General features: G+C 50.5%; 15 protein-coding genes. 2 read left to right on the plus strand and 13 right to left on the minus strand.

Going from position 1 to position 17,963, the window contains the following annotated elements:
- Positions 1-270 (plus strand): hypothetical protein (locus SGI98_09805; GenBank protein MDZ4743695.1); only part of this gene is annotated, 270 nt, incomplete at its 5' end.
- A gap of 151 nt (positions 271-421) precedes the next feature.
- Here the strand turns inward: SGI98_09805 and SGI98_09810 are convergent.
- The 13 genes from SGI98_09810 to SGI98_09870 all read right to left on the minus strand — a co-directional run bounded on the left by SGI98_09810 (position 422) and on the right by SGI98_09870 (position 13,473).
- Complete coding sequence (locus SGI98_09810) at positions 422-1,699, minus strand: hypothetical protein (protein ID MDZ4743696.1); 1,278 nt, start codon at positions 1,697-1,699, stop codon at positions 422-424.
- Positions 1,700-1,747: 48 nt separating this feature from the next.
- Complete coding sequence (locus SGI98_09815; GenBank protein MDZ4743697.1) at positions 1,748-3,451, minus strand: GspE/PulE family protein; 1,704 nt, start codon at positions 3,449-3,451, stop codon at positions 1,748-1,750.
- A 2-nt stretch (positions 3,452-3,453) separates the two neighbouring features.
- Positions 3,454-5,679 carry a secretin N-terminal domain-containing protein gene (locus SGI98_09820; GenBank protein ID MDZ4743698.1) on the minus strand — a complete coding sequence of 742 codons (2,226 nt, stop codon included), beginning with the start codon at positions 5,677-5,679 and terminating at the stop codon, positions 3,454-3,456.
- A 10-nt stretch (positions 5,680-5,689) separates the two neighbouring features.
- A complete protein-coding gene (locus SGI98_09825) occupies positions 5,690-6,271 on the minus strand; it encodes a hypothetical protein (protein ID MDZ4743699.1) in 582 nt (193 codons plus the stop codon).
- 11 nt (positions 6,272-6,282) lie between these two features.
- Positions 6,283-6,804 carry a hypothetical protein gene (locus tag SGI98_09830; GenBank protein ID MDZ4743700.1) on the minus strand — a complete coding sequence of 174 codons (522 nt, stop codon included), beginning with the start codon at positions 6,802-6,804 and terminating at the stop codon, positions 6,283-6,285.
- A complete protein-coding gene (locus tag SGI98_09835; GenBank protein ID MDZ4743701.1) occupies positions 6,801-8,009 on the minus strand; it encodes a hypothetical protein in 1,209 nt (402 codons plus the stop codon). The genes SGI98_09830 and SGI98_09835 overlap by 4 nt, the downstream gene beginning before the upstream one ends.
- Positions 8,010-8,015: 6 nt before the next feature.
- Entirely contained in the window at positions 8,016-8,930 is a 915-nt protein-coding gene (locus SGI98_09840) for a type II secretion system protein GspK (GenBank protein MDZ4743702.1), read from the minus strand.
- The gene (locus tag SGI98_09845) at positions 8,930-9,658 is read right to left on the minus strand and encodes a prepilin-type N-terminal cleavage/methylation domain-containing protein (GenBank protein MDZ4743703.1); all 729 of its coding nucleotides are present in this window, start codon (positions 9,656-9,658) and stop codon (positions 8,930-8,932) included. Before SGI98_09845 ends, SGI98_09840 begins: the two co-directional genes overlap by 1 nt.
- Entirely contained in the window at positions 9,642-10,070 is a 429-nt protein-coding gene (locus tag SGI98_09850; GenBank protein MDZ4743704.1) for a prepilin-type N-terminal cleavage/methylation domain-containing protein, read from the minus strand. The genes SGI98_09845 and SGI98_09850 overlap by 17 nt, the downstream gene beginning before the upstream one ends.
- Positions 10,060-10,578 carry a hypothetical protein gene (locus SGI98_09855; protein MDZ4743705.1) on the minus strand — a complete coding sequence of 173 codons (519 nt, stop codon included), beginning with the start codon at positions 10,576-10,578 and terminating at the stop codon, positions 10,060-10,062. The genes SGI98_09850 and SGI98_09855 overlap by 11 nt, the downstream gene beginning before the upstream one ends.
- Positions 10,575-11,051: a type II secretion system major pseudopilin GspG gene (gspG, locus tag SGI98_09860; protein ID MDZ4743706.1), complete on the minus strand. Its 477-nt coding sequence runs from the start codon at positions 11,049-11,051 to the stop codon at positions 10,575-10,577. The genes SGI98_09855 and gspG overlap by 4 nt, the downstream gene beginning before the upstream one ends.
- The gene (locus tag SGI98_09865; GenBank protein MDZ4743707.1) at positions 11,023-12,105 is read right to left on the minus strand and encodes a hypothetical protein; all 1,083 of its coding nucleotides are present in this window, start codon (positions 12,103-12,105) and stop codon (positions 11,023-11,025) included. The genes gspG and SGI98_09865 overlap by 29 nt, the downstream gene beginning before the upstream one ends.
- A 102-nt stretch (positions 12,106-12,207) precedes the next feature.
- Entirely contained in the window at positions 12,208-13,473 is a 1,266-nt protein-coding gene (locus SGI98_09870; protein ID MDZ4743708.1) for a type II secretion system F family protein, read from the minus strand.
- Between the two features lie 126 nt (positions 13,474-13,599).
- On the opposite strand from SGI98_09870, the gene SGI98_09875 reads away from it, so the two are divergent.
- The gene (locus SGI98_09875; GenBank protein ID MDZ4743709.1) at positions 13,600-17,499 is read left to right on the plus strand and encodes a cellulase family glycosylhydrolase; all 3,900 of its coding nucleotides are present in this window, start codon (positions 13,600-13,602) and stop codon (positions 17,497-17,499) included.
- Positions 17,500-17,963 lie beyond the last annotated feature (464 nt).

Below are 17,963 nucleotides of genomic sequence, written 5' to 3' on the forward strand. Positions count from 1 at the left end.
AGGCAAGTGAGGGCCGTTACCGAGATGAAAGATGGATTGAAAATAATTTCCCCGAAGGTGTTTGGGGTCGGAATGGTTCTGATCGCCGTGAATGCTCGGTCCGGACAATCGGAATATTGTCCCTCCAGTTGCAAGGAGCAAATTGCTCCCCAGGAGGCGACCGAGCCGGTCGCCCTACACAGGGAAATTCAAAAAACTTTGCGTCCTTGGCGAGAACTTTTTCCCATGGGCAAATTGCGTCAGAGTGGTAACGGAGTGCTGTCTTGGTGAATCGGAAGACATCATCGGTGCGAGTGCCGGAGAAAGTCGAAGCCGCGAATTTTGTCAGAGATACGACCTGCTATCCAATGTCTGTCCTCCAAAATTGAACCTTTCCATTTCGAGTTCTTTTTGATTTTTGTGATCCTGGACTTTAAAAGACTCAAAACGGGCGGTACATCAAATTACGCCCGCCTTGTAGCAGGTAGGACTCGGCTCCCCTTTCAGTCAGCATAGTATTGAGCTTCGACTGAAAGCTTTTTTTCATTTTCTCATACTCTACTTTTTTTGCTGTACTATCGAGATTCTTATTCACTTGCAGGGTATTGAGATCATTCTCGAATTGTTTGACTGTTTTATAAGCGTCTATCGCTACTGATTTTGGCAGATCTAATCTTTTGACAATCCCGTACAGTGGGCGGTACTGGTAATCTTGGGACATCTTATACTCCTCATATCTTTCGGGACCGAGGGTTTCCTTCATTTTCTGCTCGAGTTCTACTTGGGCTTTTTGTTGTTCCTGGACTTGTACAGGAGTTAGATTTTGTTGTCGGCCAAAACGGTTATTATTATATTTTTCATCATGGGGTTGTTGAATCTTGAATAAGCTGGCGAATTCCTCCTTTGAAAGATCAAGTCCTTGGAGATTCCTGAGATTATTAGCCGTTTGCGAGGTACGCATCTGGTATTGTTCCCATTCATCAGGAGTCATCATTAATTTGATTTTTTGACGTCTTTCTTCTTCTATCTTCTCGAGATCCTGTTGATCGAAGGTCGTAAACATGCCATCGGCCCGGACGTAAATTTCTTGTTGTTTTTCATTAAATTCACGTTCCATTTCCATTATTATTTTTAATTTATCATCCGACAAAAAGCTATTCATCTTCTTTTGATGAGTACGGTAACCACCATAAATCGCCTCTGAATAATCATCAATGGAGACTCCGGTCAAATCCTCAAAGAGTTTATTTCTTTGTTTATACATATCCATCACAGCTTTTTTCTTTTCCGGAGTCATCCCGCCACCGAAATTATTTTGGTTTTTCCAGAATTCATATTCTTTTGAACCGTCCATCCCCCTTGCCATCTCGGTATATTGGCGACTGATATCCATAAAAAGGATGTCATCGACGATATGCTTGGGCAGGCCCAGCACCTGAAGATTCGAACGGTATTCGTCAAAGCTCTCACTTTCCACCTTTGACCAATCTATCCCGCCTTCGGTGATAGAGGCATACTTTTGGCGTTTACCACTGGAAGAATCCTTTCCCTTAATATCCCCGTCCGAAACAAATCCTTTTCCACTTTGTGAGGACGCTGTTTGACCATCCGCCGTGAATATTCCACGGAATGTGTTGCTGGAGATTGATAAAATAAAAACAGTGACCAAAAGAAGGACATTCAATCCGATCGACGCCATTAAAACCCGTTTTTCTTTCATAAGATTAAAAAAATATCCTTCCGAAAAAGCCGGATTCTCCACCTCATTTTATTCATCTAATTGCTCGACATTCGCCGAGGTGACGCGGAGGACTTCCTCAACGGTTGTTTTCCCTTCGATGACTTTGTCCCAACCGGCGTCGCGGAGTGTCTTCATACCTTCCTCGATAGCCACGGCCATGAGTGCCGATGCGGATTTGCCTTGGATAATCAAGTCAGTAATCCGGGGAGAAACCGTGCATATCTCGAAAATCGCTGTTCTTCCCGAATACCCGGTATTCTTGCAATGTTCACACCCCACCGTTTTACGGACTTTGTCTTCCATGCCTTGTGGGAACCCGATCCCTTTCAAATAACCCGCTGGATAAGAAGCTGGGGCTTTACATTCAGGGCAGAGTACCCGGACGAGTCTTTGGGCCAAGAAAGCACGGACAGCCGAAGACACTAAAAATGGTTCCACCCCCATATCCACCAAACGTGTGATCCCCCCGATGGCATCATTTGTATGCAGTGTACTAAAGACCAAGTGCCCGGTTAATGCGGCGCGGATGGCGATCTCGGCCGTTTCCACGTCACGCACCTCACCGACCATCACGATATTCGGATCAGCACGCAAAATATGGCGTAGTCCGGCGGCAAAGGACAGGCCTATGTCCGGCTTGACCGCAATCTGGATGACCCCGGGCAACTTGTATTCTACTGGATCCTCGACGGTCACGATCCTCCGTTCATGGGTATTAATCGCAGATAAAAAGGTGTAAAGAGATGTGGACTTTCCACAGCCCGTCGGGCCTGTTAAAAGGATAATCCCATTGGGCAGGGCGAGCAAATTGCGCAGCTTTTCTTCAGCAGCGGGATTCAGTCCGAGTTTATAAAAGTCGAATTTCTCCTGGCTAAGCAGACGCAAGGAGACACTCTCTCCTGTCACCGATGGAATCGTCGCCACACGCACATCGACGGGTTTGCCCTGGTACTCCATATTGATACGTCCGTCCTGGGGTAAACGCCGCTCGGCGATATCAAGGTGCGACATGATTTTCAAGCGTGAGATCACCGATGACTGGAGCAATTTGATCCGGTCGGGCACGGGGATTTCATGCAGGACGCCATCGATCCGAAACCGCACGCGCAAATCGTTCTCAAGGGGTTCAAAATGGATGTCCGTCGCCCGGTCCTGGAGGGCTTCCCTGATGATCTGGTTAACGAATTTCACGACGGAAGCTTCCGGGTCTTCCGAGTCCACAATATTAATCTCTTCTTTCTGAGAAAGATAATCTTCGATATCCTGGCGGCCCTCGAGGATCTCATCGAAAGTTTCCGCCCCGACACCGTAGATTTGCCTGAGGGCACCCAGGATATGGCGGCGGGGGGCGATAGCCCAAAGGATCTGGCCTGAAATTTGTTGTGCAGCCGATTGCCGTGCGAGTAAATCAAACGGATCATAAGTCAAGAGTGTCGTCAAAGCCCCGTCCTGACGGAATGGCACCACGCGGTAGCGCAACGCAATTTGCGCAGGCAAAATATTTTTTAATCCCGGGTCAAGGGAACTCATCACATCCTGTTGCCAGTCTAGGCTCAACCATTCACATATCCCTTGTAAAAAACGGTCCTCATCGATAAATCCGGAGTCGAGGGCTTCCGTGACAAAGGATAATCCACTTTGCCCCGCCTCGACAAATTTCTCCTTGAGCGCATCCACTTCGGTGCACCCGCTTTGTTTGGCGATCTCCACTAGTACCGGAATCAAATCCATGATTACTCCCAGAAATTCTTCTTTTCAGTGTCGTCCTTGAGTTTTTTCTTCCCGGAGCGGACACTATTCTCGGGTTTTTCCTTCGCGACACGTTCAATTGAAGGCCTCAACTGAGTACGGGCTAATTCGGCATCACTGGCAATTTGGGTTTCCATGTTATTATCGACGACCACAGGTTGGATCATAATAATCAATTCACTCCGGTCGGTCGTGATTTTTGTCGTTTTGAATAAATAACCCAAGAGTGGGATACTACTCAGCACAGGCACCCCTGTCACATCACGACTAGTCCGGTCGGAAATCAAACCACCAAGCACCACCGTGGATCCACTCGGCACGGTGACCGTTGTTTTTAAAACTTTGGTACTGATCGTGGGGATCGTATTGCCCGAGATCACCGTACTCCCCGCTTGATCATTTGCGGTTTGGAGGATTTCCAAGGTCACTTCTTTATCCGAGTTTATCAGAGGAACCACGTCGAGCTGCAAGACAATATCCTTGTATTGGATATTTGATTGGGTCACGGGGGTGGAGTCTCCGGTAAAACTCGACAGTGTCTGGGTGGGAACAGCCACCTGACGCCCTGAGGATATTGTCGCCTTCCGGTTGTTGATCGTATAAACCACCGGGCGGGATATGACTTTGAAACGGTTATTACTTTCCAAGGCTTTGACCAGGATATTAAGGTCGCCCAAGAGTTTACCATAGACATTTAACCCCGTGGTCGCTGCGGCCAAGACCTGCAAGGGGTTCAGGCCATTGGTGACACTTAATGCCCCCTCTCCCGTTGTCCGAGAAAAACTAGCCGCCCCGTTCTTCGCACTCCCCGCATATCTCTGGAGGAAATCCACACCAAACTCATCACCTTCAGTCAGGGATAATTCACCAATGACTGTCGCGAGGTAAACCTGTTGCGGGCGTTTATCGAGCGCTTTCAGAATCGTTTTCACTTTCTCTGCCACCTCTGGGGAACCCATCACCAAAATTGAATTAGCCTTTTTGTCGGCAATGATGCGCGTTTTTCCGATTGTGATTGATTGTGGCGCCGTATCACCATTCGGCTCGGCCAATGCTTCCATTCCATCCGCCAACTGCCGGTCGGCGGAACCGCCTCCGGCCCGAGGAGCCGACGATTGAGGACGATTCACATTTGTGGGGGCGAGATTACCAGAGGAGGTAGTCTGCTGGTCCTTATTTTCAGAGAGGGTGGACTCTAGCAGGGGCAAGACTTCACCGGCTGGAATAAATTTCAGCGGATACTCCAGCGGGGGCACGAGCTTGATTGATTTATCAAACTCCTGGATCAATTGTTTAATGTAAGGAAAACTCACGGGCCTGGCACTGACAAAAATCCGGTTTGTCCGTGGATCAGGAATCAACTTCACTGTTCCCGCGACAAGCCCCTTTTCTGTCTGGGAAATATTTGATCCGGCTATCGTCGCGCCGGGGGCACCGGGAGGCCCGAGCGGAGCGCCACCACTTTGTTGTTCACGATTATCCAGGATCTTTGTAATGATCTCGACCACTCTTTCCGCATCGGCCCTTTCCAGCGTCACAAACTCACTGATTACTTTGGCCGGAGGCACATCGATTTGTTTTTGGACCTCGATTAATTTCCGCATATTTGAGGCCTTATCAGTGATAATAACCGCCTGGGTATTCTGGACAGGAACAATTTGCGGCGGTGTCGCACCACCCTGCAAATATGCCGTAAAAATCTGCATCGCCTCATTAACCGTAATATATTTAAAGGGCATGTAATAATCCACCATCGTATCCCCGCTGGGGAGGCTAGTGGCATCCGCATAAAAGGGAATACCTTCCCCCCGCGGGCTTTTACCTTGGGGAATGACTTTTATGGCATCTTCGCCTTTCATGGGCACCAATGATATCCCATTCATCGCCAAGGCAGCTTCAATAATCCGGATCGCCTGTTCTTTAGGAACCGGCTGCGGCGAGATGATGCTGATCCTACCCTGCACATTTACATCCTTAATAATCCGTTTGCCCGTCATCTTCTGATAAATATTCAGGATCTCATTCACATCGATATTCGGATAGACTAAGGGCGTCAATTCCTCACCATCGGAGGTGCCGGTAGCCTTCGACTCTGGTGGAGTGGCGGGGTCCGCTGGGACTTGTGAATCAAATACCCCGTCAGCCCCCTGGGCTATCAAAAGGGGCGGGGCAAACAATAATGCCATTAATAATACAGATAAATTTCTCATCATATTTTCCTTACTGCCTTTGGCTGGGTACTCCCGTGCTCCTACGGATAATTCTTTTAGGCGGACTCGGCGGGGTATTGACTGTCGGCACACCGGTCCCCGGTTGAGGGGGCCCCACCGGCATTACACCCGGCACCGGGGCCGGTCCTTGCGGTGAAGCTGTCTTCATGGCCTCGGTGTCAAAACGCAATGCCACTTTTTCCTGATTACGGCACAGGGTCACCTCCATCTCCATGACATTATCATTCAGTTTCACCGTTTCGATATAAAGTCCTTTTTCATTGGGGGTTTTCCCTAAAGTCATACTCGCTCCGCTGGCAATTTCCAAAACACTCACCAGATAATCACCATGCGCCTTTGATAACCCCAATAATTTATATTGTGTCGCTAAACCCGCCACTTCCCCCGCGTTAGGATCATTCGTCGGCAGGGTAAAAGGGGAATTCTCCCAAAGTCTTTTATAACGTTCCAAAGGGGGCACTTGGGGGCTCAACGATTCACTATTGTTTTCGCCAAAACAAAGAAATGCGCCCGTCGGCGATATCGTCAAAAGCGCCACGATCAATAATGTTATGGGGGTCCGGGAAATCATATTTGAGCCAGCTATTGGGCTTTCATTGTATAAAAACGAATAATATTCAATTGGCAACGGATTCGTTTTCGATCCTCCTCGACTTTCACGGATAATTCCTTGACGCCCTGCAAATTGCCGGGCTGCTGGAGCTCATGGATCCACTCGATCATCTGTTTGCTCGGACCCACGGCATTAAGTTTAACTGCCGTTTCCTTCAGCCTACCGTGCTCCACGGCATCAACCACATTCACGTCCGTAATTTCGATTTTCCTCTGGGCCGCACCTTTCTGGATAGTTTCGAGCAAGGCAGTATTTGCCGCCCCTTCATTCTCAAATTGCGGTGTTTTGTCTGCTAACCATTTGCCCCTCGATAACCAAAGGTCTTTCTCGCCCAACCAAAAACGCGATTCATCACGCTGACTCCTGAGCAGAACCAAATCAGACTCCATCTGTGTCCGCAGTCTGAGCAGCCGGGGCAAGATAAGAAGGTTTACGATGATAAAAATCGTCACACAAAAAATAACCAGGAGTTTGCGTTCACGGGGACTCATCGGCGGCGTCCCTCCATTTGGAAATTAGCAGCACCGGTAGGCAGGAGGCGGGGTTGGGGAAGTGTCCATTCGTAGGCCTTTAGAGCCGCATTTTGTTTCAGACTTTCCCCGTATTGGTAAGCGAGTCCCGCATTTTTGGCTTCCCCGATCATGATGATATTGCCGGGGGTATATTGATAAGTGGTTAACCTAACCCCTTCGGCAGGCAGCATCTCTGTAGCCAAGTAAAGGATCTCCAAAGGGGACTTACCCGTATCCACAATCGTGTCCAGCACCCTCCATTGGTTAGCCGCGTTTTTGATTTTTTCCACGATGACTTCATCTCGAGTGATTTCTTTTTTGATCGATTTGCCTTGCCACCAGAGATTAGCCAGCAGTCCCCCCATTACCGCTAGGCAAAGAATATACGCAAGGATGGCTGCGCCTAAAATCCTTTTTTTCAGGCGTGCCGCCTCCCGTGTTTCCAAATGCCTTTCATAAGTCACCGGCACCAGACCACTCCCATCCCCGAGAGGCTTGAACCCCAAGGTGTCAATCGCCGCGACTGGACACGAGAAAAATGAACCAAGGTCAAGGCCCAAGCCACTTGAAACCAGGATCTTTTCGGGCGAGACAATCATCCTCCTGGCCTCCAAATCACTGGCGATACAAAATAGGCTACGCCCCAGAAAAGGGGATACGGTATCTTCGTCCATGCACTGGTAATAAACCGGTTCTTTTTCCCCGGTAAAAACTGCGACTAACTTTCCGGACTCCTTGAGTATGACGATACTCCTGGCGGGCAAATCATAAATTCCTACACTCACCTGGAAATAGACACCCTTATACCCGCTGTAATCCTCCCCTTCTTTTTCATTGAGGATCCGTGCCGTAACGAGCACTTTTTTATCCTCTGAGCGGGTGATCACAGAATAATCCCAAGCTTTTTTGTCATGGGGCGGTAATAATCCCCTTTTCTGGAGCTGGAATGATACAGCCTCCTTGACCTGCGTATCATCAGCTCCACCGACCCAAAGAGGCAAGACATTGACGTCGCCGACCCCGAAACAATAATAAGTCTTACGGATATGGCCCCGGTCCTTCATACGGGAAATATCCTCGCCCTCGCCTAAAACCCGGACCCCTTCCTTTGCGAGCAGGAGCGTACGCCGGGTTTCGGGCCCCGGTATGATCAAAAGGTCATGTTGTTGTTTTCCTGGTTTCACTTTTTTTTACTTTTCCTGCCAGAGGTAATATTCCCCCGGTGTTCCCGCCCGGTTAACCACCACTCGGATCACACGCCGGACATCACCGGTGTAACCCGTGCTTTCTATATCATATATACTACTATCTAAAATCAAAGCCCCCTCAAAAACTTTGAATTGCTCAGGACTCATCCCCAGAATCTGCCTGACTTGGTCTAAGTTCTCAAAGCCTTTGGACTCCGGGTTCTGCTTCCGGAGGGACTCCCTCTGTTCGATCAGGGCCTCGACTTGGTATTGATTGATATTTAAATAAGCCGTCAAAACATCGCCTGACGCCCTATTGATATCGATTTCGCCGGAACCGAATACGGTGAATGCATCCTCCCATCCGGGATGGGCTTCATTTAATAATTCTTCAGCACCGATGACCAGCCTTATTTCCTCCACCGACTGGAAATAACCATTCCTTGGCCGGGCCTGCATCCCCTGCCTTTCATAATCATCCTTTTCAGCCCCATTCAACAACCGCAGGTCGTCTTTATCGACCCAATCCATGAGGCGGTCGATTAATTTCCCCTGGGCCTGATCCTTGATTCCCCACGATGTGAATAACCGCTCAAGCACAGGCCGGTTCTTGATATTTAATAACTCGTTGATATTTAACTTTGAGGTTTCCGTTTTCATCTTCACCTCGAAATATCCCTCGGGAGTTTTCTCCCCCGTCAAAAGGGGACTGTCCATTTCCACTTCCGGATTCAAGGCATACGCTAACCCACTCCGGGCCCATTGGTAAGCTTTGAAACGTTTTGCTTCCAGTGAGAATTTTGATGTATTCCACTCCAGCGTGGACAAAAGCGCGAAGACACTGATCGACAAAACGACAATGGCCCATAACACCAAAAGGAGAATCGCCCCTGACTGAAAATCGTGTCGCCTGTCCATTATCTCCTCCCTTGTTGTGGGGCGGGCGTTTTGTTTTGAGGAGCAGGGCCCTCTGTCTCGTCTTTTAGGGGGCTGGCATTATTCTGTAAAGCTGAGAGAGGACTTATCGAAATCGTGCGGGGTAGGTAAAATGTCCCGCTGACTGGTTCAAGTAAATCCGACAATTGAAGATTGAGCATGATCATCACCGGACGGGTGGTCTGCCCCACCCAGTTGGTTAATACACCCTTTTGATTGGCCGCCGCAAAACCCCATTCCATGGATTTGATATTGTTAAGAAGCACCACCTTGGGTTCATCCTTTAAATCCTTTCCGCGTTTACCATCAAGGGCTGCTTGCCCTGGAAAAATCGCAACGAGCTGTTTTTGCCCATTGGCTTGGGCTTCCTCACGCAAGATGGTCACCGTGGATCGCGCGGATGAATGATTTCCTCGGAAAATACTCGGGCCGTTTGAGATGATTAACCCGTTATATCCGGTCTCTCCATTCCCACCTTCCAATGACTGAATCACCGCTTGCGGAGGTAAATTATGGAATTGTGTACGCAAGGCTCTCATCAGCGAGAGCCCCTGATCGTAACGGCTATTAATCTGGTACACATCCGCCGTGGAGGATGTCATCGTCTGGACCATCACCAATAAACTACCGGCAATCATCGCCACGATCGCGACGGCCATCATCACTTCAAAAAGGGTGAACCCCCTTTGATACCTAAGGTCGGTAAACATACACCTCCGCCTCCCTTTCTTGTTCCTGTCCCTCACCCTCATCCCACTGGGCCGTGATTTTCACGCGGTACATGCCGTTGAGGATTTCATCCCGTTGGTTTTTGATTTGGGCCATCTCGATATCACTTTTAAAAACAACCCCTTTGAGTGTGGATACTGATTGATACTCACCGTCACTCAAGACGGTTTTGCCTGGCAACAACCTCTCACTGGCCAAGGCTGTCTCCAGATTATTTTGCAGGGCATTCATCACCATCCGCTCGCGCAAATTGATCTGATGAATCTCGATACTCTTGGACATGATCTGGGCAAAGCCTACGATCACGAGCGCAAAAAGGCTCGTGGCTAAAATCACCTCCAGCAAGGTAAACCCGGCAGGCTTGTGCAATTTGCACGGGTCTTTAGAATGCATACGACTCCTCAATGACCGATGCCGTCAACGGGCTGAAAGTCAGGTCAATCCATGACCCGCCCAGCATGAGTTTAAGCCTCATGGGCTGGCAAACTCCCGTTGGATAAAAACTCCATTGGTTCGGCTCGTCCCCTTTAGCCACCGAGTAAAGATTTGTCACCGTAATACCCCTAGGAATATCCTGCACCTTGACGATTTCAGGCTCCTTACCCCCCCCGTTTTGAGCGGGGGCATATTTCATCAGTTCAATCGTCTTGTCATTCCATCGGACCTCGTAGGTAATCCCCTCCTTGAGGGATTCGCGGAATGCCGTCTGGGCAAATTCACTATAGAGAGAAGAACCCGCCCGCAATCTTTTCTCCACGACCACCGTATCAAACAGGGGCACCAGCATGGAGGAAAACATCACCGCCAAAACTATGGCCAAGGTCATCTCTAATAATGTGAACCCTCCGTCATCACGCCTGGGCCACCACGCTGCAATATACCGGCTGGCATTCCGGTTCATTTTGTGGTGGTATCCTCCCAATTGCCGATATCGTCGTCACTTTCCTTACGGTCTGGGCCATAAGAGTAAATATCGAAAGAATTGGGATTTTTCTTCCCGGGATAACGGTATTGGTAAGGCATGCCCCAAGGATCTTCGGGGGGCTTTTGATAAAGCTGGCGCCATCTTTTTGGGATCGGCTCGGATGTCGGCCTTTCAGCGAGGGCCCTTAACCCTTGCTCACTGGTGGGCAGCATCAGGTTACTGGCTTCATAAGTCCGCAATTGTGTCATGATCGCAGCAGTATCAGCTTTCACACGGACTTCACGCCCGGTATCCAGATTCCCGACGAGTGTGTATATTCCCGCGCCCAGCAATACCGAAATGATCGCCAGCACAAGCATGATTTCAATGAGTGTATAACCACCGGGAATATTCCGCTCCTGCATTTTTTTCTCGGTGGATTCAAGGGGTCGGCAAGGCGTCGTTCTCATGATTTTCCTCATTCATTCTAGGTGCCGCGGGGGGTGACGATTTTGCTTCGTCCCCGGAGTCGGGATTCCCTTCGGATGGTTTATCCGCACTGGTATCTGCCACAGCCGGATAATTCATCTGGATCACCATTTCTTTAACCGCAAAATTCTTCTTTGTGTCAGACTCGAGGATAAGCTGGATCATATTCTCCCCCGACAGGAGGAGGTCCGCCGGAACCAATAATGACGCCTGCGCCCAACCGTCAAAAACGATTTTGCCATCCGTGCCCAGCCTGTATCCCATGTCGCTTAATTCAGGAAAATGCACCTGTAAAGCCCCGGCATTGTGGCCATTGATCCAGACTTGAATCCGGCTGAAGGCATCCACACCCGCAAGCTTTGCGGATAAACGGCCCAAGAGGGGTAATTGCTCGACGGAAAATGAGACAGCCACCGTTTCATTCAGTTTCTCCGGCAGGTCGATCAAGGGGGCGAAAATCGTGTTCCCCTGCCATTCATCTTTCATCAAGGCTACATTATCCCCGCTGACATCTTTGCGGTGGATCGCCCGCCCGGAACGCGCCACATAGGAAACAGACTCCAAAGATCCTGCGGAAGCCACCGTCTCAAGGTCGAGGGCTTCAAATGAAACCGCCCGCACACTCCCCGCTTTACCCGTATAGAGGATTTCCAATGTACCAGACCCTTGGGTCAACCGCGAGGGAATCACTATCGTCTTTTGATTCGGTAATGCGATCCCATCATAAAAATCGTCCGACAACGTTTCGTTATTGCTTTCCCCTGTCCAAAAAATCTTCATGTACCCGGACTCCGGTTCTCGAAAAACAAGGGTCACAGCCACTCCCGCATTTCCAGTCAAGGGCTTCAGGTCAAATGAAAGGATCGCCGTGGCTTCCCCCTCCCGGTTTTCGGAGAGACTTACCCAATCCCCTCCATGACGGGATGAGTCTAATAAATTAAATATGGTTTTGTCCTGGGTCGCCCCTCGAAGGTCGGTCCCCAAAATCAAAATCCCCACCAGTACGATGAATAGTTTATTAACCCCTTTTTGCATGCAGGGCGTATCCTCATGAAATCGTCTATTTGAAGCAAGCCATTTCATAGGCATTTCGGCGTTTTAACGATAAATTCACAATTTAATCTTATCTTCTCGCGATCATCCTTTGACCCGCAAGCCGGAGATCGACTGAAATATCCCAGTAATGATCGAATAAGCCACCAGTCCCACCAGTAAGGATAATACCACAATAATCACCGGCTGGATCATCGATGTCATCGCCTCAATGCTCCTCTTGAGCTCTTTGTCATATCTTTTGGCGATCCTCTCCAGGGCTAGGGCGAGTTCCCCGGTTTGTTCCCCGATCGAGATACTGTCGATGACCATCGGGGGGAAACTGCCTGTTTTTGTCAGTGCCTTGGAAAAACTCTGCCCGTCCCCCACCATCTCCATGGTCTTGAGCAAATTGCTCTTGAGCTGTGTATTCCCGCACGTCTGGCTCACGAGGCGTAACCCCGCCATCAAGGGTAACCCATTACCCACCAGAGTCGAAAGTGTCTGCGCAATTTGCGCGATGGCCTGAGCCCGCAGAATCCGCCCGAAAAGGGGAATCTTCAAAACCACTACGTCCCACCACTTTTTCCCCGCTACCGTCCGGATATAGGCGATAAATCCGCCGCTGCCAGCGATGGTTAGCCCAATAATAAAAGGCCAGAATTGTTTAAAAAAACTGCTGATCTTGATCAGTAATAACGTCGGCAGGGGTAGATTCTGCCCGGTCTTTGTAAAAAGTGTGGTCAACTGAGGCACCAGGAATGTCATAAAGAAAAACATCAGTACCAGCCCCGCAAAAACAATGAATGAAGGATAAATCAAGGACTGGATGACCCTTGAACGCAAATCCTCCATCGCCGTCAAATGCTCCGCCTGGCGCTTGAGGATCTTCGGCAGGGCACCCGCCATTTCCCCCGCACCCACGAGGCTGCAATAAAGCTCATCAAAGCTCGGACTCGCCTTTTTGAGCGATTGGGAAAAGCTCATGCCTTCACGCACCGATTGGCGCAAGGTCGCAGTGACTTCTTTGATCTGGCTGAATTCCTTCCGGTTCTCCATCGCCCCCAAGGCTTGCTCCAATTGCAGGCCCGACTCGAGCAATTCGCTGAGTTCCTCGGTGAATAGGACAAGTTGCGTCTGGCTCAGGCGAATGGTTTTGCCGGATGGGACAAAGTTTTTCTTCGGCGTTTCAGCGGCGGGGTTCGTATTACTTTTGACGGGTTTATCCGCCATTTGCACGGGTGCAATTTGCTTTGGCTGTAGCCCCATCCGCTCAATCTGGCGGCTCGCAAGATTAAGCGTATCCGCCTCGATTATCCCCGAAACGGATTTCCCCCCCTTATCATAGGCTTGATAGCTGAATTGTTTCATATACCTCGAAAGTGCCTATCATTAATGGAGCTGGCGATGCTTATCAAACTAATATTCCGGCGATTATCTAGAATTAGTTAATAAATAAAAGTTGACAAATTATATTGTAAATATATTCTAGTAATTATGAATAATATAAAAAGCATCAAAACAATAGCTGGTTCGAGGTTGTCAAATCTCCTGTTTGCCCTATTGGTTTTTGCGGTTTACCAATCACAGGCACAGGCTCAAGTGGTGTTCAAAAATATCAATGATTGGAATAGTGGATTCCAAGGTGAAATCGAAATCACCAATAACACAGGAAAGACCATTCATAACTGGCGACTGGAAGTCACCATGTCCCCGGCTATCGCCTCAATATGGAATGCCTCCGTGGTTTCGCGCTCCGGCTCAAAATACACGGTAGCCGCAGCGGATTGGAATAAACAAATTGCTCCAGGGGGCAAAGTCTCCTTCGGGTTCACCGCCACTCCGGGGAATTTCAAGGTCTCCCCGACAAATTACGTGCTCAGTGATGCCTCACCCGGCACACCATCCCAGACGCCGACCCCTGCTCCGACGCCGAGCCCGACACCTTCACCGACCCCGGCTCCTTCCGGTGCCCCCGCCAAACCGACCATCGCCATTTATAAGAACTGGGCGGCGGGTGGAGGTTATGATGTGGAATGGACCAAGTGGAGCGGCACCGATGCCACGAGCTGGGTCCTGCTCGAAGACGGCAAAGAAATTTACCGGGCCGCTGCACCTTCCCCTGTTAATGGCCAACAAACCGCGCGTTATCGCGTGTCGAACCGTGATTACGGTTATTACGGGTACACGGTTAAACTCGTGAATGCCTCCGGGGAAGCGATCAGTGATAGTTCCTCCTACGCCAGCGGTGGGGCCAGCACGCTCAAGATCCCCAGTGTCGACGTGACCTCCCAAGCCCGCCAAGTCACTATCGACCTCGCCAAGGATACGGACCTCGCTGTGACCCGTTCTGGTAACCCGGTCAATGTCACCCTGCTTTTGAATAATCCCGATGTGCTGACCTCCAGCACCGTCTCCACGGGTACCATCCGCCTGCGCGGCAAACAGCCCGGGCGCGCCTCACTTAAAATCACCGACCCCCAATCCGGTGACGTGCGTTTCATCGGTGTACGTGTCCGCCAAGCCGACGGGAAACTCCCCGGCCTGCCCGCCTACGTCTCGATCGGTTCAGTCAGTGAAGACTCCGACGCAGACCTCTCTTTCTGGAAGGCTTTCTCGGGCGATGCAAAGAACCGCCGCATGGACATGCGTTACATCTATATTAATGGTGGTCCGAAAAACCAAGGGGTCGGCTGGCGCACTTGGACGGATACCGACGGATTCCGCGTCACCTCTTTCATCCGTGAAAGCCTCAAGCTCGGGATGATCCCCGTTCTCGTCTATTATAATATCCCCGATGGGGGGGAGAGCTACACGACCGATGTCTCCCACATACAAAACCACTCTTATATGCAGGGATATTTCACCGATTTAAAATTCGCCCTCGACCTCGCCAAAGCCGAGGCCGGTGATGAGATCGTCGGGATCGTGCTTGAACCCGACTTCATCGGATACCTCGCCCAAAACAACCAGAATCCCGAGACCCTCCTGGCCCGCACGGATGCGGTTTATTCCTCCGGTGTACTCGTGGCCGCCAGCGACCCGGCTTTTCCAAATACCGTCCGCGGCATGGTCGAGGCCATTAATTACACGATCAAGAAAAACCTGCCTAATGCATGGTTCGGTTGGCAATTTAACCTCTGGGCCTCACCCTCCGGGGGATGGACCACTCCCATCGGGGTCAAAGGCTTGATGCGGGTGAGTGATGATCGTGGCATTACTCAGGGCCGCGCGGATATTTCAAAGGAAGCCTCGGCCATCGCGGATTATTATGTCCGCGCTGGGGTCCTCACCCAAGGGGCCTCATTTGTGTCCGTCGATAAATACGGCCTGGATGCCGGGGCGGAAGGCAAGAATGCAAACCCTGCTGACTCCACTTGGTTCTGGAATGCCACCCATTGGGGCAACTATCTGGAATTCGTCAAAGCCATCAAAACCAAAACCGGGCTGCCCGTGGTCCTGTGGCAATTACCCGTGGGCCGGATAAATTCCTCGCTGGAGAATAACCCCTATTCCCCTGATGGCAAATTCCCCGATCTGCGGAATGTGTCACGGAGTTATGAGGATTCGGCCCCCGTATTTTTCTTTGGTGACCGTTTTACGGCCACGGGTACGCGCCTGGATTATTTCCTCAGAACCGATCCCGCTGTCCGTGTCACACAGGAAACCGGGGGCGTGCGCTGGGACTCACACATCGCCGCCGCGCGTGATGCCGGGGCCACGGTCCTACTCTTCGGCGCAGGTGTCGGCGACAGTACCGACGGGGTAGGCACACCGACGAGTGACGAGAATTGGTGGATCACCAAAGTCCAAAGGTATTACGCAGCACCCGTTCTACTCAGTGGAGGACCCGCACCTACCCCCACTCCGACGCCCACACCTTCCCCCTCTCCCGGGAGCACGAATGGATTCCTCTCGACGAGCGGGAATCAATTTGTCGACAGCTCGGGCAATACCGTCCGGATCACAGGCATTAACTGGTTCGGATTCGAAACCGGGAATAAAGTCCTGCACGGCCTCTGGACCCGTGGTTATAAGGAAGCCCTCGACCAGATCCGTTCCCTCGGATTTAATACGATCCGGATTCCTTACTCGAATGAAATGCTCCGCGCTGGCGCGGCCACTAGCAGCATTGATTTCTCGAAAAATCCTGACCTGCAAGGGCTCACCCCACTCCAAACCCTCGACAAAGTCATCGAATATTGCGGGACCCTCGGCCTGCGTGTGATCCTCGACCGGCATTCGGCCAAAGCCGATAATTTTGTCTCAGAAGACCTCTGGTACATCCCCGGCGATTCCTACTACACCGAGGCCCGCTGGATCAGTGATTGGGCCCTCTTGGCGAACCGTTATAAAGGTAACCCCACCGTCATCGGTGCAGACCTTTTTAATGAACCCAAAAATTCCGCCACGTGGGGGAATAACAATGCCGCAACCGATTGGAATAAGGCGGCTGAACGCTGTGGGAATGCCATCCTCGCAGCCAATCCCGACTGGCTCATCATCGTCGAAGGCGTCGAAGGTTTTAATCATGTCTCCACCTGGTGGGGGGGGAACCTCTCGGGAGTGCGTTCATTCCCGGTCTCACTGGATAAACCGGGTAAACTCGTTTATTCCCCGCACGAATATCCCGCCAGTGTCTTCGCTCAAACATGGTTCAGCGCACCGAATTACCCAAATAACCTTCCGGCTATCTGGGACGGATTCTGGGGCTATATCTATCGGGAAAATACCGCGCCCATCCTCATCGGGGAATTCGGCACCAAGCTCCTGACCACCTCGGACCAGCAATGGCTCAGTTCATTAGTCAAATATATGAATGGTGACTTCGCCCTCAACGGGAGCAATTCAATCCCCGCCGGTAAAAAAGGTATCAGCTTCACATTCTGGTGCTTTAACCCGAATAGCGGTGATACCGGCGGGATCCTTAATGATGACTGGAAAACGGTGAACCAAACCAAACTCGCTTACCTCACCCCGAGCTTGGCCCCGCTGATCGGCACAGGGACCACACCCGTGCCCACACCCGTGCCCACGACCGGGCCCACGACCGGGCCCACGACCGGGCCAAATACCACGGTGCAAAGCGGGAATTTTCAAGTCTCATATAAAGTCACCGACGATTGGGGCTCCGGGTTCCAAGCCCAGATCATCCTGACAAATACCGGCTCCACCACGATGAAAAACTGGGTCCTGAAATTTGACATGACCCAGCGCATTTCAAACTGTTGGAATGCCGCAATCCCCGCCCCCTCTGGTAACACTCACACAGCGACCCCCCTCGCGTGGAATACGGAGATCCCCGCCGGTGGCAGTATCACCCTCGGATTTGTCGCCGGCCCCGGCAACGTCCAGTCACCCCCCACCAATATCACCGTTACCGCCACCCCGAAATAATCGGATTCATGGGGGCTCAAGTCTCCTGATTATCGTTTTCCTCCCCAAGTGTCGTAGCCAACAGGTGATGAGACCGAAATAAAATCAGTACTTTCCCCACTGCCTTAGGATCAGTTCGTGGAAAATATCAAGTGGCAGGGGGGGAAGAGGATAGGGGTGGCCTGTGATACTGAAAATAGAGGGAGTAAAAATCTGAGACCGTGAAACACAACAGAACTGAAGTGTAAGTGAGTGAAAGTGAATTGAAACTCAATTAGTTTGTAAGTATATAAAATAGAGTTACTTACCAATCTATTCAAAATACCTTTAACAAACTTATTCAAACAATCATAAACATTTTATTCAATCTAGGCATTCTGCCTACAAGCTGTTCACTGTAAATTGAATGGTTTTGTAAACGATACATTGAATAAAAGGCGTTTTCTGTAAAAGGTATTTTGAATGGTTTTCTAAATATCTCGAAA

This window comes from Verrucomicrobiota bacterium (assembly GCA_034440155.1).
Taxonomy (GTDB): domain Bacteria; phylum Verrucomicrobiota; class Verrucomicrobiia; order JAWXBN01; family JAWXBN01; genus JAWXBN01.

Bases quoted from the DNA above. Each gene is read 5' to 3' on its own strand.
- SGI98_09810 (MDZ4743696.1), bottom strand. From the start codon at position 1,699: ATGAAAGAAAAACGGGTTTTAATGGCGTCGATCGGATTGAATGTCCTT.
- SGI98_09815 (MDZ4743697.1), bottom strand. From the start codon at position 3,451: ATGGATTTGATTCCGGTACTAGTGGAGATCGCCAAACAAAGCGGGTGC.
- SGI98_09820 (MDZ4743698.1), bottom strand. From the start codon at position 5,679: ATGAGAAATTTATCTGTATTATTAATGGCATTATTGTTTGCCCCGCCC.
- SGI98_09825 (MDZ4743699.1), bottom strand. From the start codon at position 6,271: ATGATTTCCCGGACCCCCATAACATTATTGATCGTGGCGCTTTTGACG.
- SGI98_09830 (MDZ4743700.1), bottom strand. From the start codon at position 6,804: ATGAGTCCCCGTGAACGCAAACTCCTGGTTATTTTTTGTGTGACGATT.
- SGI98_09840 (MDZ4743702.1), bottom strand. From the start codon at position 8,930: ATGGACAGGCGACACGATTTTCAGTCAGGGGCGATTCTCCTTTTGGTG.
- SGI98_09845 (MDZ4743703.1), bottom strand. From the start codon at position 9,658: ATGTTTACCGACCTTAGGTATCAAAGGGGGTTCACCCTTTTTGAAGTG.
- SGI98_09850 (MDZ4743704.1), bottom strand. From the start codon at position 10,070: ATGCATTCTAAAGACCCGTGCAAATTGCACAAGCCTGCCGGGTTTACC.
- SGI98_09855 (MDZ4743705.1), bottom strand. From the start codon at position 10,578: ATGAACCGGAATGCCAGCCGGTATATTGCAGCGTGGTGGCCCAGGCGT.
- gspG (MDZ4743706.1), bottom strand. From the start codon at position 11,051: ATGAGAACGACGCCTTGCCGACCCCTTGAATCCACCGAGAAAAAAATG.
- SGI98_09865 (MDZ4743707.1), bottom strand. From the start codon at position 12,105: ATGCAAAAAGGGGTTAATAAACTATTCATCGTACTGGTGGGGATTTTG.
- SGI98_09870 (MDZ4743708.1), bottom strand. From the start codon at position 13,473: ATGAAACAATTCAGCTATCAAGCCTATGATAAGGGGGGGAAATCCGTT.
- SGI98_09875 (MDZ4743709.1), top strand. From the start codon at position 13,600: ATGAATAATATAAAAAGCATCAAAACAATAGCTGGTTCGAGGTTGTCA.